Genomic DNA, 26,231 nt, shown 5'->3' with positions numbered 1-26,231 from the left:
GTTAAGCTAGCTTGCCTCGTTTTAAATTAGTTGTTTCCTATTCGTATAATGTCTGCAAATAATCCAGAAGCGGTAACATCTGCTCCAGCTCCGGCACCTTTAATAATCATAGGTTGTTCTGGATAACGCTGGGTGTAGAACATTACGATGTTATCTTTACCTTCTAAATTATAAAACGGATGTCCTTCAGGAATTTCTTTTAATCCAACTTTAGCTTTTCCATTATTAAACTCGGCAACATATTTTAATTGCGAATTATTGGCTTTCGCCGAAGCGAATAAACTTTGGTAATGGGCTTCGTCTTTAATTAAAGTATCATAAAAATCGGCCACAGTATCGCTTTTTAAACCTGAATCGGATAAAAATGGTGTGTTTTCGATATCTTCTAGATTCATTTCGGTACCACTTTCACGTGCTAGAATTAGTATTTTTCTGGCTACATCTACACCACTTAAATCTATACGTGGGTCTGGTTCTGTATACCCTTCGGCGGCAGCCTGTTTTACCACGTCGTAAAATTTAGTGCTGTCGTTAAAATTATTAAATACAAAGTTTAAGCTCCCAGAAAGCACGGCTTGAATAGAGGTTACTTTATCGCCCGAAGCTATTAAATTGTTTAATGTATCTATTACCGGTAAACCAGCACCTACATTGGTTTCGAACAAATAAGGCGCATTGTATTTATACGAAAGGGTTTTAAGTTCTTTATATTTGTTGAAAGTGCTAGAGCAGGCTATTTTATTACAGGCTACTACGGCAATGCTGTGTTTTAAATAGCTAGAGTACAGGTCGGCAACGTCTTTGTTAGCCGTAACATCTACAAAAATGCTGTTACGTAGATTTAACGATTTTACGGTGTCTAAAAAGCCTTCTAGGCTGGCTGCTTGTCCGTCTTGCTCTAGTTGTTGTTTCCAGTCTTTAAGCGACAGACCATCTTCGTTGAAAAGCATTTTTCTGGAATTGGAAAGACCAACAACACGTAAATTGATTTTTAAATTGTCTTTTAAATATTTGCGTTGTTGTTTAATTTGTTCAACCAAACGTTCGCCTACATTTCCAACGCCTGTAATAAAGACGTTAAGCTGTTTTATGTTGCCTTCAAAAAAGACTTCGTGTAAAATGTTTAAGGCCTTTTTAACATCATTTTGAGCAATGACTGCTGAGATGTTTTTTTCGGATGCTCCCTGAGCTATAGCACGAATATTGATGTTGTTTTTTCCTAAGGCGCTAAACATTTTACCGCTAATGCCTTGGTGACTTTTCATGTTGTCTCCAATTAAAGCGATTATAGATAAGTTATCTTCAACTAAAATAGGATCTATTTTTTTTAAGGAAATTTCATTTTCAAATTCAGTATCTATAGCCGATTTCGCTAAGGCAGCATCTTTTTCGTCTATACCAAAACAAATAGAATGCTCTGAAGAGGCCTGCGTTATTAAAATGATATTGATTTTTTCTTGAGCTAAGGTTTGGAATAAACGTCTGGAAAACCCAGGAATACCCACCATACCATTACCTTGCAATGTAAGTAAGGCAACATTGCTAATGTTAGTAATACCCTTTGCGGTGTTTGTAGTATTACTATTGGTAGATATAATAGTGCCAACTGCCTCTGGCTCTAAGGTGTTTTTTATATGAATTGGAATTTGTAAACTTAAAACGGGTTGTACAGTTGGTGGGTACAGTACTTTTGCACCAAAATGCGATAGCTCCATGGCTTCTTGGTACGATAACTTATCTATAGGCATGGCCTGTTTTACCAACTTAGGATTGGCGGTGTACATACCACTAACATCGGTCCAAATTTCTAATTGCTCTACTTCTAGGGCAGCGGCTACAATGGCTGCGGTAAAGTCGGAGCCACCTCGGCCAAGTGTTGTGATTTCTCCTGTAATAGATTTTGAAATGAATCCTGGTAAAATAGTAATATCGAACGTGCTATCTTTAAAATAGTCTTTTATATGCCCGTTGGTAATGTTATAATTAACTTCGGCTTTGGTAAAATTAGAGTTGGTTGTAATTAATTCCTGGCTGTTTTTGCGTTCGGCATTTGCACCACGATCTTTAAGCGTTTCTGCTATAATATAAGACGAGAGCAGCTCTCCAAAACTCACCAGTTTATCCGATGTTTTTGGCGATAACTCATTAATGAGATAAATCCCGTCTAATAGGTTTTTTAATTCATTTAAAGTCGCTTCAACAGTTTTTAAAACTTCTGCGTTGTTGGTAGGAATCAATTCCTTAACAATATCTAAATGAATTGTTTTTGTGGTGTTAAAGGTATCTTTATAACTGCTGTTTTTGGTTTGTGCTAATTGGCCTGCTTCCAGTAATTTATCGGTAATGCCTCCAACAGCAGAAACCACGCATATTACTTTGTTTGTCTTAGCATAATTGGTTAGTATTGATACGACATTATTGATGTTTTTTGAGGATCCTACAGACGTACCTCCAAATTTTAATACTTTCATTTTTAGTTAGATTGTATAATTTAATAGCCTAATTTTTTTGAATTCGTAACCCGATATTGCAGGTTGTATGGACGGAAGATATATAATTAATTACCCCAAGGGGTAATAATACGTGTAATAGAAGTAATAATAATAGTTAACGCACCATAAAGAAATGGTGTTGAAATAGAATGGAAAATGCGCGTTGTTTTATACATTTTAAACTGCTATACTTCTCAAATGTATTACTTTTACAGTAATAAAAAAATGTATTGCGATTTTTTACAGATTATTCAACAATGAAGCGTAAACGTTTGTTTTAATCTATTTTATAGCTTTAAAACTGAAAAAATCATAATGAAAAAATCTAAAATTTTATAGATGAAAATATTTTCGAAAGCACAAATTTATGAAGGGGATAAAATTACCATTCAGAAACAAAATATAAGTTCCGCCGATTTAATGGAACGTGCTGGGCTAGCCATATTTAATTGGATAGATTCCCGTATGCAAGGAGCTCCTGTACCTATTCATGTATTTTGTGGCATTGGCAACAATGGTGGCGATGGTTTGGTGGTTGCCAGACATTTGGTTAATCATGGTTATCATGTAAAAACATACATTGTAGATTTTAGCGAAAAACGCTCTAAAGATTTTTTAATTAATTACGAGCGTTTAAAACAAAACACTAAAGACTGGCCAGTGTCTATTAAAAGTAAAGACGATTTCCCAGAAATAGGGCCAAACGATATTGTTGTAGATGCTATTTTTGGTGTAGGTTTAAACAGACCTATTGCCTCTTGGATTGTAGCCTTGTTTGCACTTTTAAAAGCCTCAACAGCATTAACCATTTCAATAGATATTCCTTCAGGTTTATTTACAGACAAATTACCAGAAGATGAATCTCAGGTATTGCATGCTAATTTAATACTGAGCTTTCAAACTCCTAAATTGGTGTTTTTTCTGCCAGATACGGCAAAATATATCGAACAGTGGGAAGTTTTAGATATTGGTATCGATCCAGAATATATTCAAGCTACCGAAACCGAAGCTTATGTTATTGGTAAGCACGAGGTATTGCAGTGGTACAAACCAAGAACAAAATTTTCGCATAAAGGACTTTTTGGACACGTATTATTAATAGGAGGAAGTTACGGTAAGATAGGGGCGGTGCAATTGGCTGCTAGAGCAGCGTTAACTTCTGGATCTGGTTTGGTAACCGCCTATGTGCCTAAATGTGGTTATTTGCCGCTTCAAACGGCGTTTCCAGAAGCCATGGTATTAACCGATACTAATGAAACTCATATAACCGCTATTCGTTTTACAACAGATTTTTCTGCGATAGGTGTTGGCATGGGGTTAGGAGTTGCTCAAGACACTATAGTGGCATTTGAAGCTTTTTTGAAAACCAATACTAAACCTTTGGTTATAGATGCTGACGGACTCAATATTTTGGCGCTTCAACCTAAATTGCTTAAACATCTTGTAAAGGACAGTATTTTAACACCGCACCCAAAAGAGTTGGAGCGATTGATTGGCGCTTGGGATGATGATTTTGACAAGCTAACAAAAGCTAAAGCGTTTGCTAAAAAATATCAGATTGTATTAGTGATAAAAGGCGCTAATACAACTGCAGTTTATAATAATAAGTTATATATAAATGTAACAGGAAATCCTGGATTGGCTACAGCTGGTACTGGCGATGTGCTAACGGGAATAATTACAGGACTTTTAGGTCAAGGGTATAATCCATTACAGGCAGCGTGCTTTGGTGTGTATTTGCATGGTAAATCGGCAGATATAGTTGTAGAGCAATTAGGGTATCAGAGTATGATTGCCAGCGATGTGATTAATGGTATAGGTGCTGCTTATATAGATCTTTTAACGCCAGCCGAGGTGCAGCAACAGCCAGCAAATCCTGAGAACAATAAATAGTGGTTTTATAAATTAAAATCTAATAAAAATTAAAAAAGCTAACGGTTTGGTTAGCTTTTTTAATTGTATAATTATCGGGTGTTTTATGATAGACTACCAATCATATCTTCTGGTTTTACCCAGTTATCGTAATCTTCAGCAGTCACATAGCCTAAATTAATAGCTTCTTCTTTTAAAGTTGTACCATTTTTGTGCGCTGTGTTTGCAATTTCGGCAGCTTTGTAGTATCCTATTTTGGTGTTTAAAGCGGTTACTAGCATAAGCGAATTGTTTAATAATTGCTTAATTACGGCGTGGTTAGGCTCTATGCCAGTAGCACAATGGATATCGAAACTTACACAGGCATCACCAAGTAATTGTGCTGATTCCAGTACGTTTACAGCCATAATAGGTTTAAAAACGTTTAATTCGTAATGACCTTGTGTGCCAGCCACACTAACAGCTACGTCGTTTCCTATAACTTGAGCACAAACCATGGTTAAGGCTTCGCATTGTGTAGGGTTAACTTTACCAGGCATAATAGAACTTCCAGGTTCGTTGGCCGGAATAATAATTTCGCCAATACCACTTCGTGGTCCAGAGGCCATCATTCTTACATCGTTAGCTATTTTGTTTAAAGAAACTGCCAATTGTTTTAGGGCACCATGTGTTTCTACCAAAGCATCGTGAGCTGCAAGTGCTTCAAATTTATTTTTAGCTGTAATAAAAGGAAGTCCAGTAAATTTAGCAATGTATTCGGCTACGCGCTTAGAGTATCCTTTTGGTGTGTTCAATCCGGTTCCAACAGCAGTTCCGCCTAAAGCCAATTCACTTAAATGTGGCAAGGTGTTTTCTAAAGCTTTAATACCGTGGTCTAATTGCGATACGTACCCAGAGAATTCTTGACCTAAAGTTAAAGGCGTAGCATCCATTAAATGGGTACGGCCAATTTTAACTACTTTTTTAAAGTCTTCAGATTTCTTTTTTAAAGTATCGCGTAATTGTTTTACTCCAGGTAAAGTGGTTTCCACAATTTTTTTGTAAGCGGCAATGTGCATTCCTGTAGGAAAAGTGTCGTTAGACGATTGCGACTTGTTTACATCGTCGTTAGGCTGAATGGTTTTTTCGCCTTCGCCAATAGTTTTTCCAGCAAGTTGGTGTGCTCTATTGGCAACAACTTCGTTAACATTCATATTACTTTGGGTACCCGATCCTGTTTGCCATATAACTAAAGGAAACTGATCGTCGTGCTTACCTTCAAGAATTTCGTCGCAAACTTGCGCAATGTAGTCGCGTTTTTCGATAGGAAGTACGCCCAATTCGCAGTTGGTGTAAGCTGCAGCTTTTTTTAAGTATGCAAAACCGTAAATAATTTCTAACGGCATAGATGCTGGTGCACCTATTTTAAAATTGTTTCGAGAACGCTCTGTTTGTGCGCCCCATAATTTGTCTGCAGGCACTTTTACTTCGCCCATGGTGTCTTTTTCTATCCTATAGTCCATTTTATTGTATTTTTAAAGAAAGCAAATTTAATGATTTTGATTCTTATTTTTTACCCGCTTCAAGGTTATTTTTATTAAAAATTTAAGATAAACTTAAGACTTCTAAATTGAAGATAATTATGAAATCTACTACCTTAGGTGTTCAAAAATAATTTGTTAAGATATTAATCAATATTAAAAAAATAATCAATTATGGCAACAATAAGATTAGGGGATGAAGCACCGAATTTTACGGCAAAATCTACCGAAGGAACAATACATTTTCACGACTGGTTAGGCGATAGCTGGGGTATTTTGTTTTCGCACCCTGCAGATTATACACCAGTGTGTACTACAGAATTAGGAACCGTAGCAAAGTACAAAGCAGAGTTCGATAAACGTAATGTAAAGGTTGTAGCCTTAAGTGTAGATGGTTTGGAGTCGCATAAAGGATGGGTGAACGATATTAACGAAACGCAAGATACCACAGTTAATTTTCCTATTATCGCCGATGATGATCGTAAAGTTTCGGAATTGTACGATATGATTCACCCCAACGCCGATAGTAATTTAACAGTACGTTCTGTATTTGTGATAGATCCAGATAAAAAAGTGAAGTTAATGATAACTTATCCCGCGTCTACAGGTAGAAACTTCGAGGAATTGTTGCGGGTAATAGACTCGCTACAATTAACCGCGTACCACAAAGTCGCTACGCCTGCAAATTGGAAAAATGGAGAGGATTGTGTGGTTGCGCCGAGTATAGAAACTAAAGATATTCCTGCGATATTTCCGAAAGGGCATAAAGAAATTAAGCCATATTTAAGAATGACACCACAACCAAACTTAAATTAATTGCAAATATTTAAAATCTGGTATTGTTTTAAAAAATCATTTATTTTATATTTGCGGAGATTAAATTAATAGAAAATACCAATTATGTTCGAGTTTGACCAATATTTAGGCTTTTTAGCGTTTTTAACCATCTTAACAATAGGATTTTGGTTAATGATTTTTTTAATAACGTTTGTTGTACCTTATTGGATTGGTGGATCGATCTTAGAACTTATTAAGGAAAAGCAAGAAGAGAAAAAAGCAAAAAGAGAAGCGCTTTAAATCTTACTTAAAAATAAATAACAAAAAAAGGAAGTTAAATTATTTAACTTCCTTTTTTTATGGTTAATACTAAGGAGTTATAATCTCCCTTTTATTTAAACATATCCATTCCAGGAATATCTGGCATACCATCTTTAGCCACTGCAGCTAATTCGGCTTCGTTAACTTGTGTAGCCTTGGCAATCGCTTTATTAAGCGTTAAAATTAAATAATCTTCTAATTGCTCTTTGTCTTCAAGAATACTATCGTCTATAGAAATAGATTTAATCTCGCGATTGGCAGTAAGTGTAATTTTTAGCAAGCCATCATTACTTTGTTCATCTATCAAAACTGTATTTAGGCGCTTTTTTGTGTCTTCTACTTTTTGTTGGGTTTCTTTTAATTTACCCATCATGCCCATAAGATCTCCAAACATATTTTTAAAATTTTAAATTCAACACAAAATTATTTAAATTTTATATTTTTGGGCGTTAAATTAAGAATAAATAAAAACGCATTTGAAAAAAGATATTCATCCGCCAATCGCAAAAAAAGTCCCAAAAAAATTAGTAGCACATAACGATGTACGAATAGATAACTATTTTTGGCTAAACGATAGGGATAACCCAGATGTTATAGATTATTTAAATGCTGAAAACGCATATACAAAGCATAAAATGAAACACACCGAACAGTTTCAACAAGATCTGTTCGAAGAAATGAAAGCCCGTATTAAAGAAGACGACGAGTCTGTTCCTTATAAATTAAACGGCTATTGGTATATTACCAAATACGAAACTGGTAAAGATTATCCAATTTACACCCGAAAAAAAGAGGTGCTCGAAGCGCAAGAAGAGGTGCTTTTCGATTGTAACGAAATGGCCAAAGGTTTTGCCTATTTTAAATTAGGCGGAATCGCAATAAGCTCAGATAACACTTTAGCCGTATTTTCGGTAGATACTGTAAGTCGTCGCCAATATACTTTACAGGTTAAAAATCTTGTTACGGGCAAAGTATACCCAGACAAAATTGAAAATACAACTGGTAGCGCTACTTGGGCAAACGACAATAAAACCATATTCTATACACGAAAGGATGAGGTAACTTTGCGTTCCCATAAAATTTTTAAACATAAACTACACAGTAATGTTGAAGACGAAGAGGTGTTTTACGAAGCAGACGAAACCTTCAATACGTTTGTGTATAAAACCAAGTCCAATAAATACATTGTTATTGGTTCTGCAAGTACTTTAACATCGGAGTATCGGTTTGTAAATGCCGATACACCAGATCAAGAATTTAAGGTGTTTCAAGAACGTATTCGCGAGTTAGATTATGCCATAGCACATTATGACGACAGTTTTTATATTATTACAAATGCCGATGGTGCTACAAATTTTAAAGTATTAAAAACTAACGAAACCCAAACCGAGAAAATATTTTGGGAAGATGTTTTGCCGCATCGCGCCCATGTTTTAATTGAAGATATAGAAATCTTTAACGACTATTTGGTAGTTAGCGAAAGGGAAAACGGTTTAAATAATATAAGAATAATGAGTTGGGATGGAAAAGAAGATTATTACTTACCATTCGACAGCGAAACATATACAGCCAGTACAGGAAACAATCCCGACTTTAACAGTGAATTCTTAAGATACAGTTACAATTCGTTAACCAACCCGAGTTCGGTAATCGATTATTATTTTAAAACCAAAGAGAAGGTTGTAAAAAAAGAACAGGAAGTTTTAGGTGGACAGTTTAACAAAGAAAACTATAGTTCTAAACGCGTTTGGGCTACAGCACGCGATGGTGTTAAGGTGCCTATTTCTATGGTGTATAAAAAAGATTTAGAACTTAATGGCGAAACACCGTTGTTATTGTATGCTTATGGATCGTATGGATCGACTATAGATCCCTATTTCTCTACCATACGCTTAAGTTTGCTAGATCGTGGCTTTATTTATGCCATTGCGCATATTCGAGGCGGGGAATATTTAGGACGCGACTGGTACGAAAACGGAAAGTTGTTAACTAAAATGAATACGTTTTACGATTTTATAGACTGCTCTAAATTTTTGATTTCCGAAGGCTATACATCCAATAAGCACTTATATGCCTATGGCGGATCGGCAGGAGGACTTTTAATGGGCGCAATAATTAATTTAAATCCAGAACTGTATAACGGCGTGCTGTCGGCTGTACCTTTTGTAGATGTCGTAACTACCATGTTAGACGATACCATACCATTAACTACGGGCGAGTACGACGAATGGGGGAATCCAAATAACGAGGAATATTACAATTATATGAAATCTTATTCGCCTTACGATAATGTTGAAGCTAAAGCATATCCTAACATGTTAGTAACCACAGGACTTCACGATTCTCAGGTGCAATATTGGGAGCCAGCAAAATGGGTAGCTAAGTTAAGAGATTTAAAAACAGACCAAAATTTATTGCTGTTTCATATCGATATGGATGCAGGGCATGGTGGCGCTTCCGGTCGTTTTGAGAGCCTAAAAGAAGTTGCTTTAGAGTATGCTTTCTTATTGGATTTGGAAGGAATTGCCAATAAGTAAAAAAAAATGCTTATTTTTGTCAGGTTTTAGTTATTTTACTAATCTAAAGTAGCTTTTAAATAGCATTTATGGAACACAAAAATCAAGTTTTTGATAACGTACTGGATTTAGTGGGAAATACTCCCTTAATTAAGCTAAATAAAATTACTTCTGAGTGTAGCTGCGAATTTTTCGCTAAAGTTGAAGCCTTCAACCCAGGACACTCCTCAAAAGATAGAATTGCACTATATATTATTGAACAAGCCGAAAAACAAGGTATTCTTAAACCTGGCGATACCATTATAGAAACGACCTCTGGTAACACAGGGTTTAGTTTAGCAATGGTAAGCGTAATAAAAGGTTACGATTGTATCTTGGCTGTGAGTTCTAAATCGTCTGCCGATAAAATAGACATGCTAAAAACTATGGGGGCAAAAGTATATGTATGCCCAGCCAATGTTAGTGCAGACGATCCTAGATCTTATTATCAGGTAGCTAAGCGCTTACACGACGAAATTAAAGGTTCTGTGTATATAAATCAGTATTTCAATCAATTAAATATAGATGCGCATTACAATTCTACAGGACCAGAAATCTGGAAGCAAACCGAAGGAAAAATAACTCACCTTGTGGCCTGTAGTGGTACAGGAGGTACGATTTCGGGAACTGCAAAATATTTAAAAGAAAAAAATCCTAATATAAAAATTATAGGTGTAGATGCTTTTGGGTCTGTACTTAAAAAATACCATGAAACTAAAGAATTCGACGAAAAAGAAATATATCCTTACCGAATAGAAGGTTTAGGAAAAAACTTAATACCGGCAGCTACAGATTTTGATATCATTGATGAGTTTGTAAAAGTAACAGACGAAGCCAGTGCACATACAGCAAGAGAGATAGCAAAGACAGAGGGTATGTTTGTAGGATATACTTCTGGGGCAGCTATGCAAGCGGTAAAGCAATTAGAAGCCGACGGTAAATTTTCTAAAAACGATATGGTTGTGGTTATCTTTCCAGACCACGGATCGCGCTATATGAGTAAAGTTTATAGCGATAAATGGATGAACGAACAAGGGTTCTTTGACAGTGTTAATGTAGAAGCTGCTCAAACAATTCAATACATAAAATAATAACTTGCTTAAATACAGGCACACAATTTTATACTAAGCTATAATACTGTGTGCTTTGTTATTAAGTTTGTTAACAATGCGTACTAATTTATTATGTTAGAAATTCATAATTAGTTAATTTTGCGCACATAATTAAGATTAATAGCTTACATGAAAGATTTATTTGAAAAAATATATAAGGATAAAGGACCTTTAGGAAAATGGGCGTCTCAAGCAGAAGGATATTTTGTGTTTCCTAAATTAGAAGGCCAAATATCTAACAGAATGACATTTCAAGGTAAAGACGTTATTACTTGGAGTATTAACGACTATTTAGGGTTAGCGAACCATCCAGAAGTAAGAAAAGTAGATGCTGAGGCTGGTGCACAATTTGGTTCGGCGTATCCAATGGGAGCAAGAATGATGTCTGGACATACAGATCTTCATGAAAAATTACAAAACGAATTGGCTTCATTTGTAAATAAAGAAGCTGCTTATTTATTGAATTTTGGTTACCAAGGTATGGTGTCTACTATAGATGCATTGGTGTCTAAAGACGATATTATTGTTTACGATGTAGACTCTCACGCTTGTATTATAGATGGAGTACGCTTACATATGGGTAAACGTTTTACCTACAAGCACAACGATATAGAAAGTTTAGAAAAGAATTTGGAGCGTGCCACTAAAATGGCTGAACAGACTGGTGGTGGTATTTTAGTGATTTCCGAAGGTGTGTTTGGTATGCGTGGTGAGCAAGGGAAATTAAAAGAAATAGTTGCGCTTAAAGAAAAATTTAATTTTAGATTTTTAGTAGATGATGCCCATGGCTTTGGAACGTTAGGTAAAACAGGAGCAGGAGCTGGCGAAGAGCAAGGTGTACAAGATGGTATTGATGTGTATTTCGCAACTTTTGCTAAGTCATTAGCCAGTACAGGTGCTTTTATTGCTGCCGATCAGGAAATTATAGATTATTTAAAATATAATTTACGTTCGCAAATGTTCGCTAAATCATTGCAAATGCAGTTGGTTGTAGGAGCTTTAAAGCGTTTGGAAATGCTTAAAACCAAGCCAGAACTTAAAGCTAAACTATGGGAAAATACCAACGCGTTACAATCTGGGCTTAAAGCTCGTGGTTTCGATATTGGTACAACACAAAGCTGTGTAACGCCAGTATATCTTAAAGGAAGTATTCCAGAGGCTATGGCCTTAGTGAAAGATTTACGTGAAAATCATGGAATATTTTGTTCTATAGTGGTTTATCCTGTAATTCCAAAAGGTTTAATTTTATTGCGTTTAATACCTACTGCGACTCATACTTTAGATGATGTTAACGAAACCTTAGATGCTTTCGATGCTATAAGATCTAGATTAGAAAACGGAACGTATAAACGTTTATCTGCTTCTGTTGCTGCGGCAATGGAGTAGTATAAATTTATTATATTGATAAAAAATAAAGGCAGGTTAATTACCTGCCTTTATTTTTTACTTTAAAAAGGGTTATTAGATTCGTGTTACATTAGCCTTTTATAATTCTCATAAAAATGAAAATAATTCAGAAAGAAATCACTTTACCGGCATATAAAAGAGGATTTCATATTATTACAGAAACTATAATTAAAGCTGTTCCAGAACTAAAAACATTTACTGTGGGTCAGTTGCAGGTTTTTATAAAGCATACATCGGCAAGCTTAACTATTAATGAAAATGCCGATCCGTCTGTGCGTACCGATTTCGAAAGCCATATTAATGTTATGGTTCCCGAAAATCAACCCTATTATGTGCATACTTACGAAGGTTCAGACGATATGCCAGCCCATATAAAATCGTCGTTAATGGGAGCTAGTGTACAAATTCCTATTACCAACGGGCGTTTAAATTTAGGAACCTGGCAAGGCATCTATTTATGTGAGCATCGTGATTATGGCGGTGCCAGAACAGTGGTGTTAACTGCTTTCGGAGCTTAAATGTTATTTCTGTTTAGAGGCGATTAGTTGTTCTAAAATAAATTCTACACCTTGCTCGTTGTTGCTTTTAGTTTCAAATCGAGCCACTTGTTTAACGTTTGGATGTGCATTTTCCATGGCATAACTGAAGTATGCGCGCTCAAGCATTTCTAAGTCGTTGTTATAATCGCCAAAGACCATGGTTTCGTTTTCCGTTACACCAAGAGCTTTTTGTACGTTTTGTAAAGCAAACCCTTTGTTGGCATCTTTGTGAGAAATGTCTAACCAGTTTTGTCCAGATACTTTCACTTGTAAATCCGACTCTAAGTGTTTAACATGCGGATAAATGTAAGTTTCGGAACTCGTAGGATGATAAATCGCAATTTTTAAAAATTCATCGTGATTAACCGTTGTTAAATCCTCTACAGTATCAAATTCGGTATAATATTCGCTTAGCAGCTTCGGAAAATTTAAATCCTTAGTTTCAATATACGCTTTGTTTTTACCGCAAAGTACAATAAACACATCGTTAATGGTTCTCAATAACGGAATAATAGCGTCTGTATTGTCTTTAGATAGCAGTGTTTTGGCTAACTCTAAGTTGCCACGTTTAGTAATACCTCCGTTTTCGGCAATAATTGTAATATCGTTTTTAATCTCGTTCAATTTTTCAACAATACTGTAATATTGTCTGCCACTAGCAGCTACAAAATGTATGTCGTTGGCTTTTAAGGCGTCGTATACATTGTAAAAATTAGGGCTAATTTCTCCATTTTCGTTTAACAGTGTACCATCCATGTCGGTAACTACTAGTTTAACATCAGATAAATTCATAAAGGCAATTTTATTGGTAAAAATACATTATTAATTGGTGTTGAGGTGTTAAGCCGACGTTATTTTTATGCTTAGATTGATTGATGGTGGAAAGCTTGTTTTTTTATGTTTTAAAGAGTGGGGTTGAACTCTTTTTATGATAAATAATATTAGGGATTAAAACTTGCCCAAAGAAGTAAATAAATACTATTTTTGATGATATGATGCAAGCCAATTATTATAAATACATGCTTCAGTTTAAAAGACCAAGCGGTACTTCGCGAGGTGTATTAACCAGTAAAGAAACCTGGTTTATTCACTTAGAGACAGATGGTAAAAAAGGAGTGGGTGAGTGTGGTATTTTAAGAAGTTTAAGTGTAGATGATCGCGACGATTACGAAGCTACTTTAGCATGGGTTTGTAAAAATATACATTTAGGCTTAGAGGTATTGCTTACAAAGCTTATCGAGTTTCCTAGTATTCAATTTGGTTTGGAAACCGCTTTTAAATCGTTATTAAGTGATTCTCCATTTCAATTATTTCCATCAGATTTCACGAACGGTAAAGCTTCAATCCCAATTAACGGACTTATTTGGATGGGAGACGAATTGTTTATGAAAACACAAATAGAGGAGAAGCTAAAATCGGGTTTCAATTGTATAAAAATGAAAATTGGAGCCATAGATTTTGATGCCGAATTGAAGCTGTTAAAATCTATTAGAGAATCCTTCTCTGCATCCGAAATAGAACTTCGGGTTGATGCCAATGGTGCTTTCACTTTTAATGAAGCTTTAGATAAACTGGAGCGTTTATCGGAATTCGATTTGCATTCTATAGAGCAGCCTATTAAGGCTGGGAATTTAGAGCAAATGGCTCGGCTTTGCGAGGCTACACCTCTAGATATTGCTTTAGATGAGGAACTTATAGGAGCCTTTACTACTGTCGCTAAGAATAAAATTATGAATATCGTAAAGCCTCAGTATATAATACTGAAGCCCAGTTTGATAGGTGGGTTTATCGGAAGTGATACTTGGATTGATTTAGCCAAAAATAACAATGTAGGTTGGTGGATTACTAGTGCTTTAGAAAGTAATGTAGGCTTAAATGCCATTGCACAATACACTTACCTGTTAAATAGTAAAATGCCGCAAGGTTTAGGTACAGGTGGTTTATATACCAATAATTTCGATTCGCCCTTGCAAGTAAAAAATGGTACCTTGCAGTATTGCAAAACAAATAAATGGAATTATAATTTTTAAAAATAGAGTATGTATATAAGTCAGGCGTATAAAGGATTACACGATTGGTGGCGATATATTGTGGGTGTTATTATTGCATTGGGAGGAATTTTTGCGTTTTCGATGCCGCACATGGTTGCTATTGCATTAAAAATGCTACGCGAAGGTATCGATGAATCTAAAATGAATGATGTTAATTATATCATGACTTTATTCGAGCCAAACCTTAATTTAGTGTTTGTGCTTTTGCCTTTTCTTGGAGGATTAATTTTTTTGCTGTTCGCTGTAAAATTATTGCATAAACTTCCTATTGTTAATTTAACAACCTCTAGAGTAAACATAGATTGGCGACGCGTGTTCTTTTCATTTTTCTTTTGGGGAATTATATCATCTGCTATGGTGTTAATAGATTATGCCTTGGCACCAGAAGATTATTTATATAATTTTCAGTTAAACAAATTTATAATTCTCGCAGTTATAGCTATTGTTCTGGTTCCTTTTCAAACCAGTTTCGAAGAATATATGTTTCGAGGGTATTTAATGCAAGGTATAGGGGTAATTGCCAAAAATAAATGGCTGCCTTTGGTGTTAACTTCTGTCATCTTTGGCGGATTGCACATTGCTAATCCGGAAGTCGAAAAATTGGGCTACATAATCATGGTGTACTATATTGGTACAGGACTATTTTTAGGAGTAATTACTTTAATGGATGAAGGTATGGAACTTGCCCTGGGGTTTCATGCTGCCAATAATTTATTTACAGCATTATTGGTAACCGCAGATTGGACGGCGTTTCAAACGGATTCTATTTTAAAAGATGTTGCCGATCCTGGTGTAGCAGGCCTAACCGATATTTTTATTCCTGTATTTGTAGTGTTTCCTATTTTGCTATTTATCTTTTCTAAAAAATACAAGTGGACCAACTGGAAAGAGAAATTAACAGGTCCCGTTTACAATTCTTATACAGAACCATCGCTTAATGCTATTAATAATAATACGATTGAATCTTTAAATTTAGATATTCATGATAACCAAGACCAAAATTCCGACATACGATAAAATTCATTTAAGATTTAAATTAAATGGACGCTATTACGATACCGAAGACTTAAAAGAAGTTGCCTATAGCTTTATAAAAGAAGGCGAACCTTTCGAGAAAACTTTGGGCGATTTTTTACAATTATGGTTAGATGCCAAAGATTATATTGAAGTGAGAACTTCTGGATCTGTAGGCGAACCCAAATGGATTAAAATAAAAAAACAGGCAATGGTAAATTCTGCCATAGCTACTGGTAATGCTTTTAAGTTGAAGCCAGGAGATCGCGTTTTACACTGTTTGCCTTCAAATTTTATTTCGGGAAGAATGATGTTGGTTCGGGCCATGATTTTAGGTCTGGAATTAGATGTTGTTCCGCCTAAGGCGACACCAGTTTTCGATTTAGATAAAACTTACGACTTTGGAGCGATGATTCCGTTGCAGGTAGAAAATATCTTACCGCAAATAAGCCATTTCAAAACACTTATTATTGGCGGGGCTGCCGTGTCTGAACCGTTGCTTAAAGCAATCTCTAAAGTGAAAACAAAATGTTATGCGACCTATGGTATGACGGAAACGGTTAGCCATATAGCGATAAAAGCTTTAAATGGGACAAAAGCTTCGGCTGTGTATAAAGCGTTGCCAAAAGTGAAATTAACACAAAACAACGAAGGCTGTTTAATTATAAATGCGCCACATTTATTGGAAGCGCCGTTGCAAACTAACGACGTGGTTAAGATGCATTCCGATACCGAATTTGAATTGTTGGGACGAATAGATAATGTAATAAATTCGGGTGGATTAAAATTGTTTCCAGAACAGATAGAAAATCAGTTGGCAACGAAATTACAAGATAGATTCTTTATCGCTTCAGAGTCAAACGATAGTTTGGGAGAACAATTGGTATTGGTTGTGGAAGGTGATGAAAAGGTTATTGATACTTCTGTTTTTCAAGATTTAAAAAAGAATGAAGTTCCTAAGCAAATTTATTTTGTGAAAGATTTTATTGAAACGCCAAACAGGAAAATTCAACGAAAAAAAACCATGGATTTGCTTAAAAATGGTAAATCTATTAGTTAAGGAACATGTATTTTAATTAACAGTAGTAATAAAAAAATCCGCAAACGCTTTATTTAATGCGTTTGCGGATTTTTTTTCTTCCTAAATTTTAAAAACAGTTTCGTTTGTTATTGTTGCATTTTAAAATAATAATCGGCAGAGTTTTTGCCTGATCCGTATATCAAGAAAAAAATACAAACAAGAAAGGTTAATGAGGCTAGAATAAAATTTCCCATTTGCATCTCGCCCGCAAAATTAATAGCTATAGCACCAATTAATATAGGAAGTTGTGCGAGTATAGCCCATCGTGTTAACAAACCAAACATAATTAATAATCCGCCAATAAAATGTGCAGGTGCCACATAATGTATAATAAACATGCTTCCTGCCCAGTTTTGGAGTGGCGATAAAAGATCTATTAATATTTGGCTACTAGACATAAAAAAGATGCCTTTAGTAAACAAAAATACACCTAAGCCAATACGTAACAAATCTAAAGGCAAATAGGTGTGTATATTAGCCCATTTATTAAGTGCTTTAATTGTGTCCATAACTTAAAAGTGTTGATTTATATGTATTTAAGTTACGAAATTTTGATGATTTTAAAAAGTTAAACTTGTATAACACCAAGGTTAAAAGGTTTCTCGATAGGCGCGTGATTTGCGGCTTCAATTCCGATAGAAATCCAAGTACGGGTGTCTAGCGGATCGATAACAGCATCGGTCCATAATCGTGCAGCGGCATAATAAGGCGAGACTTGGCTGTCGTAACGCGATTTAATCTCATTATACAAGCTGTCTTCTTGTTCTTTCGAAATAGTTTCTCCTTTGGCTTTTAATGATGCTATTTCTATCTGCAATAAAACTTTTGCAGCCGAATTACCGCTCATAACCGCCAATTCTGCACTTGGCCAAGCTACGATTAATCTAGGGTCGTAGGCCTTACCGCACATGGCATAATTTCCAGCGCCATAGCTGTTTCCTACAACAATAGTAAATTTAGGAACCACCGAGTTACTAACGGCATTTACCATTTTTGCACCGTCTTTTATAATGCCACTGTGTTCAGATTTAGAGCCTACCATAAAGCCTGTTACATCTTGAATAAAAACCAACGGAATTTTTTTCTGATTACAATTGGCTATAAATCGGGTGGCTTTATCTGCAGAATCGTTATAAATTACACCGCCAAATTGCATTTCGCCTTTTTTGGTTTTCACCAATTGCCTTTGGTTAGCAACAATGCCCACGGCCCAACCATCTATTCTGGCATAAGCTGTTATTATGGTTTTGCCGTAGCCTTCCTTGTATTCTTCGAATTCAGAGTTATCTACCAAACGTTCAATTATGGCTTTCATGTCGTATTGGTCGGCACGACTTTTAGGCAAAATTCCGTAAATATCTTCTTGCTTTTCTTTGGGTTTTACGGGTGTACTTCTGTTAAATCCGGCTTTGTCGAAATCTCCAATTTTATCGATAATAGATTTTATCTTGTCTAGAGCTGCTTTATCGTCTTTAGCTTTATAATCTGTAACGCCGCTAATCTCGCAATGTGTTGTAGCTCCGCCCAATGTTTCGTTGTCTATGGTTTCTCCAATTGCCGCTTTTACTAAATAACTTCCAGCAAGAAAAATACTTCCTGTTTTGTCTACAATTAAAGCTTCGTCGCTCATAATAGGCAAATAAGCACCGCCAGCAACACAACTTCCCATAACAGCTGCAATTTGGGTAATACCCATACTGCTCATTATGGCGTTGTTTCTAAATATGCGACCAAAATGTTCTTTATCTGGAAAAATTTCGTCTTGTAAAGGTAAGTATACGCCAGCGCTATCTACCAAGTAAATAATTGGTAATTTGTTTTCGATGGCAATTTCTTGGGCACGTAAATTTTTCTTACCGGTAATAGGAAACCATGCGCCAGCTTTAACCGTAGCATCGTTGGCAACAACAATACATTGCTTACCCGAAACGTACCCGATTTTTACCACGACACCACCAGAAGGGCATCCACCGTGTTCGGGATACATATCTTCTCCAGCAAAAGCACCAATTTCAATACTTTTTGCATTGCTGTCCAATAAATAATCTATGCGCTCGCGTGCTGTAAGTTTACCTTTACTGTGAAGTTTTTCAATACGTTTTTGTCCGCCACCAAGGCTAACTTTAGCAAAACGTTTTTTTAAATCTGAAACTAAAAGTTTATTGTAATCTTCGTTTTTATTGAAGTTGATATCCATGTATCCTAAATTTTCGCTAAAGTACAAAAGTTTCAAAATAGTTTAATGTATTGGTTTTATCAAATTAAATAACATGGAAATATATTCCTTGGAATATAAAATATTTTGTTGTATCTTTGATGTTATCAAAACAGAAAGCATGAAAAATATAATAGTATTTGCCGGAAGCAACAGTAAAACGTCTATAAACAAACAATTAGCGGTCTATGCGTCTACTTTATTAGAAAGTGTTTCGGTTACAGTTTTAGATTTAAACGATTTTCCGTTACCAGTTTTTAGTGTAGATATCGAGCGCGAGGAAGGTATTCCAAGCCTGGCGCAATCATTTTTTAATCATATAAAAAATACCGATGGCATCGTACTGTCGCTAGCCGAACATAATGGTGCGTATGCTACGGTGTTTAAGAATTTGTTCGACTGGATGTCTAGAATAGACGGTAAAGTTTGGCAAAATAAACCAATGTTACTTATGGCTACTTCTCCTGGAGCACGTGGCGGGCAATCTGTTTTAGATATAGCGAAAGGACGATTTCCGTTTAATGGTGGACATATAGTGGCTACATTTTCTTTGCCAAAATTTAACGATCATTTTAAATCGGGAGCCATTAGTGATGATGCGTTAGATGCCTTGTTGAAAGAAGCAGTAGATACCTTAAAAAACGAATTGTAGTTATGGAAATTAAATTGGATGAAAATGATAGTCAAGGCAGGTTTTATGTCGGAGATAAAGATAAGCCAGTCGCATTATTAAACTATTTCTATAAAACTGAAAACGTATTGGTAATAGCGCATACCGAAGTCGATTCGAGTTTACAAGGTCAGGGTGTAGGGAAGGCTTTAATTGAAGCTGTTGTGAATTTTGCTAAGCAAAACGATTTAAAAATTCAGCCTTTATGTACATACGCCTCGGCAGTACTTAACAAAAACAAAGCGTATAAATCTATTCTAATATAGTATGGGAGATATAGCCAAAGATATTACATCGCGTTTTAATAACCCCAAACTAAAAGCTTTGGTTAACATTTTATATACTGCAAATTGGGTAACGAGTTTACAAAACGAATTTTTTAAACCCTTTGGAATTTCTCCACAACAGTATAATATTTTACGCATTTTAAAGGGGGCGAATAAACCATTAAAAGTGCAAACAATAAAAAACAGGATGATAGATCGAGCGCCCAATGCCACAAGGTTAATGGATAAGTTGTGTGCTAAAAATTTAATAGAACGTATAGCCTGCCCAACCGATCGACGTGTGGTACACATAAATATTACCGATAAAGGGGTGGAGTTATTAGAACATATATCGGAAGATTTTAATGCCGATTTAATGAAAAATTTAACTGTTGAAGAAGCCGAGCAATTAAGCGATTTATTAGATAAAATAAGATAATCACATCTTATAGTGATTGATAGTGAAATTAAAACAACAAAACATGAAAACAGTACAACATAAAGCAGAAAGCAGAGGGTTTGCCAATCACGGATGGTTACAAGCCAATCATTCGTTTAGTTTTGCTAATTGGTATAACGAAGACCGCATTCATTTTGGTGCTTTACGCGTTTTGAACGACGATATTATTGCACCTAAAATGGGATTTGGAACCCATCCGCATCAGAATATGGAAATCATAACCATTCCATTAAAAGGTGTGTTAAAACACAGAGATTCTATGGGGAATACCTGGGAGTCTGTCTTGCCAAACGAGGTGCAGGTAATGTCAGCCGGAACAGGAGTGGAGCATTCCGAAATTAATGGTTCGGACGAAGAGCATTTAAACCTTTTTCAGATTTGGATAATACCAAATAAACAGAATGTGTCGCCGCGTTACGATCAGAAAACGTTTAATGCATCGGACAGAGAAAATATTTTACAAACCTTAGTGACTTCTATAGACGAGGATACCGAAGGTGCATTACAGATTCATCAAGACGCAAAAATTTCTAGGTTAGATTTAACAGAAAACAAAACGTTCGATTACGCTTTAAAAAGTGCTAATCATGGTGTGTATGTTATGCTAGTACACGGTAGTGCCACAGTGGCTAATGTTAGTTTAGAAACTCGCGATGCCGTTGGGGTTAGCGATACTCCAAGTTTTACAATAGAGGCAAAAACAGAGGCTTCATTCTTATTTATAGAAGTGCCGATGCAATTTTAAATTTTAAAATTAAGGAGATTAAAAAGCAATAAGGGGATATTAAAAATATCCCCTTATTGCTTTTTAATCGTATTGCTATTCGAGTTGTTTTGTAAATGTTTTTCGGCGTTTGTATGTTACCGAGTTTACATGTTTCCAGATTTGAACAGAAGCCAAATTGTTTTCTAATTCTGGTGTGCGAATACAATTTATAACATTATACTGTTTTAGGGTTTCGTAAAATTCGTTGAAAATAATGGCTGTAACGCCTTTGTTGTGATATTCTGGTGCAACCCCAATAAGATAGAAAGATACGGTTTCGCACCTTTTTTTAGCTTTTAATAAGTGTAAAAAACCAAAAGGGAATAGTTTACCTTTGGCTTTCTGTAGGGCCTCTGCAAAAGACGGCATAACTACGGCAAATGCGACCATATTGTTATCGCTGTCCATTACAAATTTTATAAACTCTGGATTTATAAACGAAATGAATTTTTTCTTGAAATACTCTTTTTGTAAATCTGTAATTTCTACAAACGACGATAAATCGGCGTAGCTCTTGTTAAAAAGATCGAACATTTGGTCTACATAAGGCATCAATTCCTCTGTTTTACTAAAATTTAATGGTTTTAGTTTGTATCGTTTTTTAACTAAATTCTGAATTCTTAAAAAGAAATCGGGATTTACATTTTTAAACGGAAATTTATTTTCTTGATACTCTTTTTCGACCGAAAATTGTAAGGTTTTTAAATGCTCTACATAGTAGGGGTAATTGTACCAAGTAACCATCGAGCCAATATGGTCGTAGCCCTCTGTTAAAACGCCAACTTTATCTAAATTCGAAAAGCCTATAGGGCCTTCCATATATTCTAATTGATGTTCTTTACCGATAGTGTTTACTTGGTTAAGTAGCGCTTTAGTTACTTCTATGTCGTTAATCATATCCAACCATCCAAAACGTACTTTGTTAATGCCTTTATTTAAGTCCAAATGATTAATAATTACAGCAACTCTGCCTACCAAAACGTTGTTTTTAAAGGCTAGAAAGAGTCGGGCATCGGCATCTTCAAAAATAGGATTTTTAGTTTTGTTGAAGGTTTCCATTTCTTCGCTAATAATTGGCGGCACCCAATACGGGGAGTCTTTGTAGAGTGTAAAAGGAAACTTAACAAATGTTTTTAAGTCTTTTTTATTTAAAACTTCTTTTATTGTAATCATATTAAAAATTAAAAAACAATCATGTTTAGTTTAATCTTCAGGTATTAAAAAATCACTAGAACTGTTGTTGTCTTCGAAGTCTTGGTTTTTGTTATTACGACGCTCTGCTTCTTGTTCGGCCGAAGTTCCGTTTTCTTCTGGATCTTGGTCTTTATGAAAATCTAATCTGTAAGATGCGCCAAAGTTAACATTAAATACCGAAGGTGTGTCTTTGGTGTTGAAAGTAATGGCAGTATCTAACTGCAAATTTTTACTTAACAGGTAGGCACCTCCTAATCTAAATAGGTCGTCGGCATAAAAATCGCTATTAATGGCCTGGTATTCTCCAAAAGCGACCCATTTTTCGTTGAATCCGTGGGTTAATGTAAAAATATATTGTTGCGAAAAGTCATCCGAACCAATACGATCTCCCATAAAGTTCATGACAAAAACCCATCCGTTCGAAAAATTATGCTGAGTAATAAGTACTACTTTAGCGCTAACACCTTCAACACCAGGAGCGGTGTAAGGGTTGTCTTCGGTATCGTAATTTGCACCTGCAAAAACAGAAACAGCAGGTATTAAACGACTCCATTTAAATTTTCTGTTCGCTTTCCAACTGTACAGATTGGGTTTTTCTTCAACCGCATTTTTATGTGGATCGTAAATTAAATACTTGGCGCCCAAGGTTAAGTTTTTAAAATTCGACCGTGTGTAATCTTGAGAGATTGCCGAGCGGTTATCGGAATATTTATCGCGTTGAAACGTTCCGTTAATCATAATTTCCAAGGGTTCCCAAAGTAAACCGTAACGTCCGGCAAAATCGACACCAAAGCCTTTAACATCGTATTCTAAAGGGGTGTGGTTTTCGCTTGTATAATACGGGCCAGCTTCTAACTGAACCACATTATGCCCTACGGCATAGGCACTTTGCGAAACACCAGGACGGTTAGAGTTTATAACATCGGTATATTGCGCTATGGTAAGGAGCGGAAGCGAAAAGAGTAAAAAACTTAAATAGGTTTTCATAGGGTTTCCAATTTGTGGTCTTAGCTGTCAAATATAGAGATTTTATATTTTTTTTATCAATTAACAATTCGTTTTAAAACATAAGAATTGTATTTTTGTCTAAAATAAATATTATGCTTCAATACGCTTCGGCGACAGGATTAATGAGAACGATATTAATACTTTTACTTATTTGGTTTGGCGGAAAAATACTGTTACGCATGTTTGCGCCAACTATTATGAAGTTTTTTGTGAAGAAAGCCGAGCAAAAGTTTGGAAGTCAGTTCAATCCAAATCAGCAGCGTAATTACAATAGCTCCAGGCCAGAAGGCGAGGTGGTTATTGATAAGATGCCAAAACAAGAAACTTCAAATAAAAACGTAGGTGAATATGTAGATTACGAAGAAATTGATTAATTTTCGCAATCATAGTTTAACACATATTCATGTCATTTACAATTAAGCGTCTTCTGCCGCATTTATTAGTTTTTATTGGTTTTATTGTTATATCCCTAGCTTATTTTAGTCCGGTTTTAAAGGGGAAAGAGATTTTTCAGAGTGATATCATGCACTATATCGGCATGTCTAAACAGCAAAAGGACTTTAAAGCCCAAACAGGCGAAGAAACGTATTGGACCAACAGTGCTTTTGGAGGAATGCCTACCTATCAGTTAGGGGCTAAATATCCGCATAACTATATTAAAAAATTAGATTTAACGCTTCGGTTTTTACCACGTCCAGCCGATTATTTATTCCTATATTTTATAGGGTTTTATATTTTACTGCTGAGTTTAAAATTAGATTATAAACTGGCTGTTGTTGGTGCTCTGGCCTTTGGATTTTCAACTTATCTTATAATAATTTTAGGTGTTGGCCATAACAGTAAAGCGCATGCTATAGCATATATGCCATTGGTTTTGAGTGGTATTGTTTTAACGTTTAGAAAAAAATACATTCTAGGCTTTTTGCTAACCACAGTAGCCATGGGCTTAGAGTTGGTTGCTAACCATTACCAAATGACGTATTATTTATTGCTATTAGTTTTGGTTTTAGGTATTGCTTACTTAGTAGATGCTTATAAAAAACAGCAGCTTCCTCATTTTTTTAAATCGGTTGGAATTTTATTTGTGGCTGTAATTTTGTCAATCGGATTAAATGCGACTAATATTCTGGCAACACAAGAGTACGTTAAAGAAAGTACACGTGGCCAAAGCGATTTAACCATAAATGCAGACGGTTCTACTAAAGAAATATCTACAGGTCTCGATAAAGATTATATTACAGAATATAGCTATGGTATTGTAGAGTCTTTAAACCTTTTTATTCCTAGACTGTTGGGCGGCGGTAGCCACGAAGATGTAGGTAAAGATTCTGAATATTATCAATTCAATTTAAAACGGGGCGCAACACCATTGCAAGCTAGAGAAATAGCTAAACAAACACCAACATATTGGGGAGATCAACCTATAGTTGAAGCGCCTGCTTATGTGGGGGCAGTTATTTTATTTTTATTTGTTTTGGGATTATTTCTTGTAAAAGGCCGATTAAAATGGTGGCTTGTAGGGGGCACAGTATTATCGCTCTTACTATCTTACGGAAAAAATTTCGAGGTCTTAACTAATTTATTCATAGACTTTGTACCCATGTACAATAAGTTTAGGGCGGTAAGTTCTATACAAGTAATTTTAGAATTATGTATACCGGTTTTAGGTGTTTTTGCTTTAGTGGAATTGTTTAAAAAGTCGAATGCCAGTGAAGATAAGTTGAAGGCTTTAAAGTATGCTACTGGAATAACAGCTGGATTGGCTTTGGTATTTTTACTGTTTAAAACGACATTATTCGATTTTGTTGGTGTAAATGATGGGTATTACGCCCAAAATTACGGTCACGATTTTATTGATGCTATTCGTGCCGATCGTGTAAGCATGTTTACCACCGATACTATTAGAACTTTAGTTTTAGTCTTGCTATCGGCAGGGGTGGTTTTTATGTTTTTAAAACAAAAACTATCCGAAACCTTAGTTACTATTGCTTTTGCCGCACTTATTTTATTCGATTTAATAGGGGTGGATAGACGTTATGTTAACAACGACGATTTTATGTCTGCCATGCAGATTAACAAACCTTATCAGCCCAATGCAGCAGATCTTCAAATTTTAAAAGATACAACACATTTTAGAGTGTTCGATGTTACTTCGGGAGCAGCTAGAGCGTCTTATTTCCATAATTCGCTTAACGGTTATCACGCTGCAAAATTAGGGCGTTATAATGAGGTGTTCGATTTTTATATTTCAAAAAACAATATCAATGTGCTTAATATGTTAAATACAAAATATATTATAGCGCAAAACGAGCAAGGCGATTATTTTCCTTACGAGAATACAGATGCCAATGGTAATGCGTGGTTTGTAGATCGTGTTGAATTGGTTGAAAACGCAAATGAAGAAATATTAAAATTAGATAGTTTAGACACTCAAAATGTAGCTGTTACAACGTCTAAAACTATCGCGAATTCTAAAAATGTAATAGACTCAACGGCAGCAATAAATGTAGTTGCTTACAAGCCTAATTATATTAAATATCAAACTAATAACCCTAATAAAGGTTTTGCTGTATTTTCAGAAATTTATTACGGTCAGGGGTGGAATGCGTATTTAGATAATGTATTAGTGCCACACGAGCGTGTAAATTATATTTTAAGAGGATTAGATGTGCCTGCAGGAAATCATACTATAGAATTTAAGTTTGAACCTAAGGTAATACAAACCGGTAGCAAAATAGCCTTAGCGAGTTCGTTGTTGGTTGGTGTTTTAATTGTTTTAGGGCTGTTTTTAGGTTTTAAAAATAAATCAGCATCACAACATGTAGGTGATGCAGAAGCTAACAATTAAGAAGTTACATTTTTTTATACCTAAACCACTATAGACTGGAAGTCTATAGGTTTGAAAACAGAC

The 26,231-nt window shown here is 35.4% G+C and carries 24 protein-coding genes; 16 read left to right on the top strand and 8 right to left on the bottom strand.

The genetic code is table 11. The features are described 5' to 3' along the window. Positions 1–26: 26 nt before the first annotated feature. Positions 27–2,471 carry a bifunctional aspartate kinase/homoserine dehydrogenase I gene (thrA, locus tag ACR9EA_RS10180; RefSeq protein WP_435132416.1) on the bottom strand — a complete coding sequence of 815 codons (2,445 nt, stop codon included), beginning with the start codon at positions 2,469–2,471 and terminating at the stop codon, positions 27–29. A gap of 360 nt (positions 2,472–2,831) precedes the next feature. Here thrA and ACR9EA_RS10175 point away from each other — a divergent pair, with 360 nt between their 5' ends. Beyond that, positions 2,832–4,385, top strand: coding sequence for an NAD(P)H-hydrate dehydratase (locus ACR9EA_RS10175; RefSeq protein ID WP_435132413.1), 1,554 nt, complete (start codon positions 2,832–2,834; stop codon positions 4,383–4,385). 83 nt (positions 4,386–4,468) lie between these two features. Here the strand turns inward: ACR9EA_RS10175 and fumC are convergent, their stop codons facing one another. Then, complete coding sequence (gene fumC / locus ACR9EA_RS10170; RefSeq protein ID WP_435132411.1) at positions 4,469–5,866, bottom strand: class II fumarate hydratase; 1,398 nt, start codon at positions 5,864–5,866, stop codon at positions 4,469–4,471. A 192-nt stretch (positions 5,867–6,058) separates the two neighbouring features. Between fumC and ACR9EA_RS10165 the strand changes: the two genes are divergently transcribed. Then, the gene (locus tag ACR9EA_RS10165; RefSeq protein WP_435132408.1) at positions 6,059–6,700 is read left to right on the top strand and encodes a peroxiredoxin; all 642 of its coding nucleotides are present in this window, start codon (positions 6,059–6,061) and stop codon (positions 6,698–6,700) included. 84 nt (positions 6,701–6,784) lie between these two features. Then, positions 6,785–6,961 carry a hypothetical protein gene (locus ACR9EA_RS10160; RefSeq protein ID WP_435132406.1) on the top strand — a complete coding sequence of 59 codons (177 nt, stop codon included), beginning with the start codon at positions 6,785–6,787 and terminating at the stop codon, positions 6,959–6,961. 91 nt (positions 6,962–7,052) lie between these two features. On the opposite strand, the gene ACR9EA_RS10155 is transcribed toward ACR9EA_RS10160, so the two are convergent. Then, positions 7,053–7,376 carry a YbaB/EbfC family nucleoid-associated protein gene (locus ACR9EA_RS10155; protein WP_435132404.1) on the bottom strand — a complete coding sequence of 108 codons (324 nt, stop codon included), beginning with the start codon at positions 7,374–7,376 and terminating at the stop codon, positions 7,053–7,055. 82 nt (positions 7,377–7,458) lie between these two features. Here ACR9EA_RS10155 and ACR9EA_RS10150 point away from each other — a divergent pair, with 82 nt between their 5' ends. From ACR9EA_RS10150 to ACR9EA_RS10135, 4 genes are all read left to right on the top strand, one after another. Next, positions 7,459–9,519, top strand: coding sequence for a S9 family peptidase (locus ACR9EA_RS10150; protein ID WP_435132402.1), 2,061 nt, complete (start codon positions 7,459–7,461; stop codon positions 9,517–9,519). 68 nt (positions 9,520–9,587) lie between these two features. After that, positions 9,588–10,628 (top strand): PLP-dependent cysteine synthase family protein, encoded by a 1,041-nt coding sequence (locus ACR9EA_RS10145; RefSeq protein WP_435132399.1) that lies wholly within the window; start codon positions 9,588–9,590, stop codon positions 10,626–10,628. A 150-nt stretch (positions 10,629–10,778) separates the two neighbouring features. Further along, positions 10,779–12,035 carry an aminotransferase class I/II-fold pyridoxal phosphate-dependent enzyme gene (locus ACR9EA_RS10140; protein ID WP_435132396.1) on the top strand — a complete coding sequence of 419 codons (1,257 nt, stop codon included), beginning with the start codon at positions 10,779–10,781 and terminating at the stop codon, positions 12,033–12,035. Between the two features lie 116 nt (positions 12,036–12,151). Beyond that, complete coding sequence (locus ACR9EA_RS10135; protein ID WP_435132393.1) at positions 12,152–12,574, top strand: secondary thiamine-phosphate synthase enzyme YjbQ; 423 nt, start codon at positions 12,152–12,154, stop codon at positions 12,572–12,574. A gap of 3 nt (positions 12,575–12,577) precedes the next feature. Here ACR9EA_RS10135 and ACR9EA_RS10130 read toward each other — a convergent pair whose 3' ends face one another. Continuing rightward, positions 12,578–13,387, bottom strand: coding sequence for an HAD family hydrolase (locus ACR9EA_RS10130; RefSeq protein WP_435132391.1), 810 nt, complete (start codon positions 13,385–13,387; stop codon positions 12,578–12,580). Positions 13,388–13,590: 203 nt separating this feature from the next. Between ACR9EA_RS10130 and ACR9EA_RS10125 the strand changes: the two genes are divergently transcribed. Genes ACR9EA_RS10125 through ACR9EA_RS10115 form a run of 3 tightly spaced genes read left to right on the top strand, consistent with a single transcriptional unit; the run spans position 13,591 to position 16,720 of the window. Next, positions 13,591–14,625 (top strand): o-succinylbenzoate synthase, encoded by a 1,035-nt coding sequence (locus ACR9EA_RS10125; RefSeq protein WP_435139862.1) that lies wholly within the window; start codon positions 13,591–13,593, stop codon positions 14,623–14,625. Between the two features lie 9 nt (positions 14,626–14,634). Next, the gene (locus ACR9EA_RS10120) at positions 14,635–15,663 is read left to right on the top strand and encodes a CPBP family intramembrane glutamic endopeptidase (RefSeq protein WP_435132389.1); all 1,029 of its coding nucleotides are present in this window, start codon (positions 14,635–14,637) and stop codon (positions 15,661–15,663) included. Continuing rightward, the gene (locus ACR9EA_RS10115; protein WP_435132386.1) at positions 15,629–16,720 is read left to right on the top strand and encodes an AMP-binding protein; all 1,092 of its coding nucleotides are present in this window, start codon (positions 15,629–15,631) and stop codon (positions 16,718–16,720) included. Before ACR9EA_RS10120 ends, ACR9EA_RS10115 begins: the two co-directional genes overlap by 35 nt. Positions 16,721–16,827: 107 nt before the next feature. Here ACR9EA_RS10115 and ACR9EA_RS10110 read toward each other — a convergent pair whose 3' ends face one another. Both ACR9EA_RS10110 and ACR9EA_RS10105 read right to left on the bottom strand, forming a co-directional pair. Next, positions 16,828–17,250: a DoxX family protein gene (locus ACR9EA_RS10110; RefSeq protein ID WP_435132383.1), complete on the bottom strand. Its 423-nt coding sequence runs from the start codon at positions 17,248–17,250 to the stop codon at positions 16,828–16,830. 59 nt (positions 17,251–17,309) lie between these two features. After that, on the bottom strand, positions 17,310–18,938 hold the full coding sequence (locus ACR9EA_RS10105) for an acyl-CoA carboxylase subunit beta (protein ID WP_435139860.1): 1,629 nt from the start codon (positions 18,936–18,938) through the stop codon (positions 17,310–17,312). 139 nt (positions 18,939–19,077) lie between these two features. Between ACR9EA_RS10105 and ACR9EA_RS10100 the strand changes: the two genes are divergently transcribed. Genes ACR9EA_RS10100 through ACR9EA_RS10085 form a run of 4 tightly spaced genes read left to right on the top strand, consistent with a single transcriptional unit; the run spans position 19,078 to position 21,097 of the window. Next, entirely contained in the window at positions 19,078–19,608 is a 531-nt protein-coding gene (locus ACR9EA_RS10100) for an NADPH-dependent FMN reductase (RefSeq protein WP_435132380.1), read from the top strand. Positions 19,609–19,610: 2 nt separating this feature from the next. Continuing rightward, the gene (locus tag ACR9EA_RS10095) at positions 19,611–19,892 is read left to right on the top strand and encodes a GNAT family N-acetyltransferase (protein WP_435132378.1); all 282 of its coding nucleotides are present in this window, start codon (positions 19,611–19,613) and stop codon (positions 19,890–19,892) included. A 1-nt stretch (position 19,893) separates the two neighbouring features. Then, positions 19,894–20,331 carry a MarR family winged helix-turn-helix transcriptional regulator gene (locus ACR9EA_RS10090; protein ID WP_435132376.1) on the top strand — a complete coding sequence of 146 codons (438 nt, stop codon included), beginning with the start codon at positions 19,894–19,896 and terminating at the stop codon, positions 20,329–20,331. Between the two features lie 43 nt (positions 20,332–20,374). Beyond that, positions 20,375–21,097 (top strand): pirin family protein, encoded by a 723-nt coding sequence (locus tag ACR9EA_RS10085; protein WP_435132373.1) that lies wholly within the window; start codon positions 20,375–20,377, stop codon positions 21,095–21,097. Between the two features lie 75 nt (positions 21,098–21,172). Here ACR9EA_RS10085 and ACR9EA_RS10080 read toward each other — a convergent pair whose 3' ends face one another. Continuing rightward, the gene (locus tag ACR9EA_RS10080) at positions 21,173–22,291 is read right to left on the bottom strand and encodes a GTP cyclohydrolase (RefSeq protein WP_435132371.1); all 1,119 of its coding nucleotides are present in this window, start codon (positions 22,289–22,291) and stop codon (positions 21,173–21,175) included. Positions 22,292–22,321: 30 nt separating this feature from the next. Beyond that, positions 22,322–23,299, bottom strand: coding sequence for a transporter (locus ACR9EA_RS10075; RefSeq protein WP_435132369.1), 978 nt, complete (start codon positions 23,297–23,299; stop codon positions 22,322–22,324). A 113-nt stretch (positions 23,300–23,412) separates the two neighbouring features. Here ACR9EA_RS10075 and ACR9EA_RS10070 point away from each other — a divergent pair, with 113 nt between their 5' ends. Both ACR9EA_RS10070 and ACR9EA_RS10065 read left to right on the top strand, forming a co-directional pair. Further along, entirely contained in the window at positions 23,413–23,694 is a 282-nt protein-coding gene (locus ACR9EA_RS10070; protein WP_435132366.1) for a DUF4834 family protein, read from the top strand. 29 nt (positions 23,695–23,723) lie between these two features. Further along, on the top strand, positions 23,724–26,168 hold the full coding sequence (locus tag ACR9EA_RS10065) for a YfhO family protein (protein WP_435132363.1): 2,445 nt from the start codon (positions 23,724–23,726) through the stop codon (positions 26,166–26,168). Positions 26,169–26,231: the final 63 nt, after the last annotated feature.

The sequence above is a fragment of the Formosa sp. A9 genome (genome assembly GCF_051200825.1).
Classification (GTDB): domain Bacteria; phylum Bacteroidota; class Bacteroidia; order Flavobacteriales; family Flavobacteriaceae; genus Formosa.
Note: the sequence above shows the minus strand (reverse complement) of the source record. Positions and strands in the feature narration are given on the sequence as shown.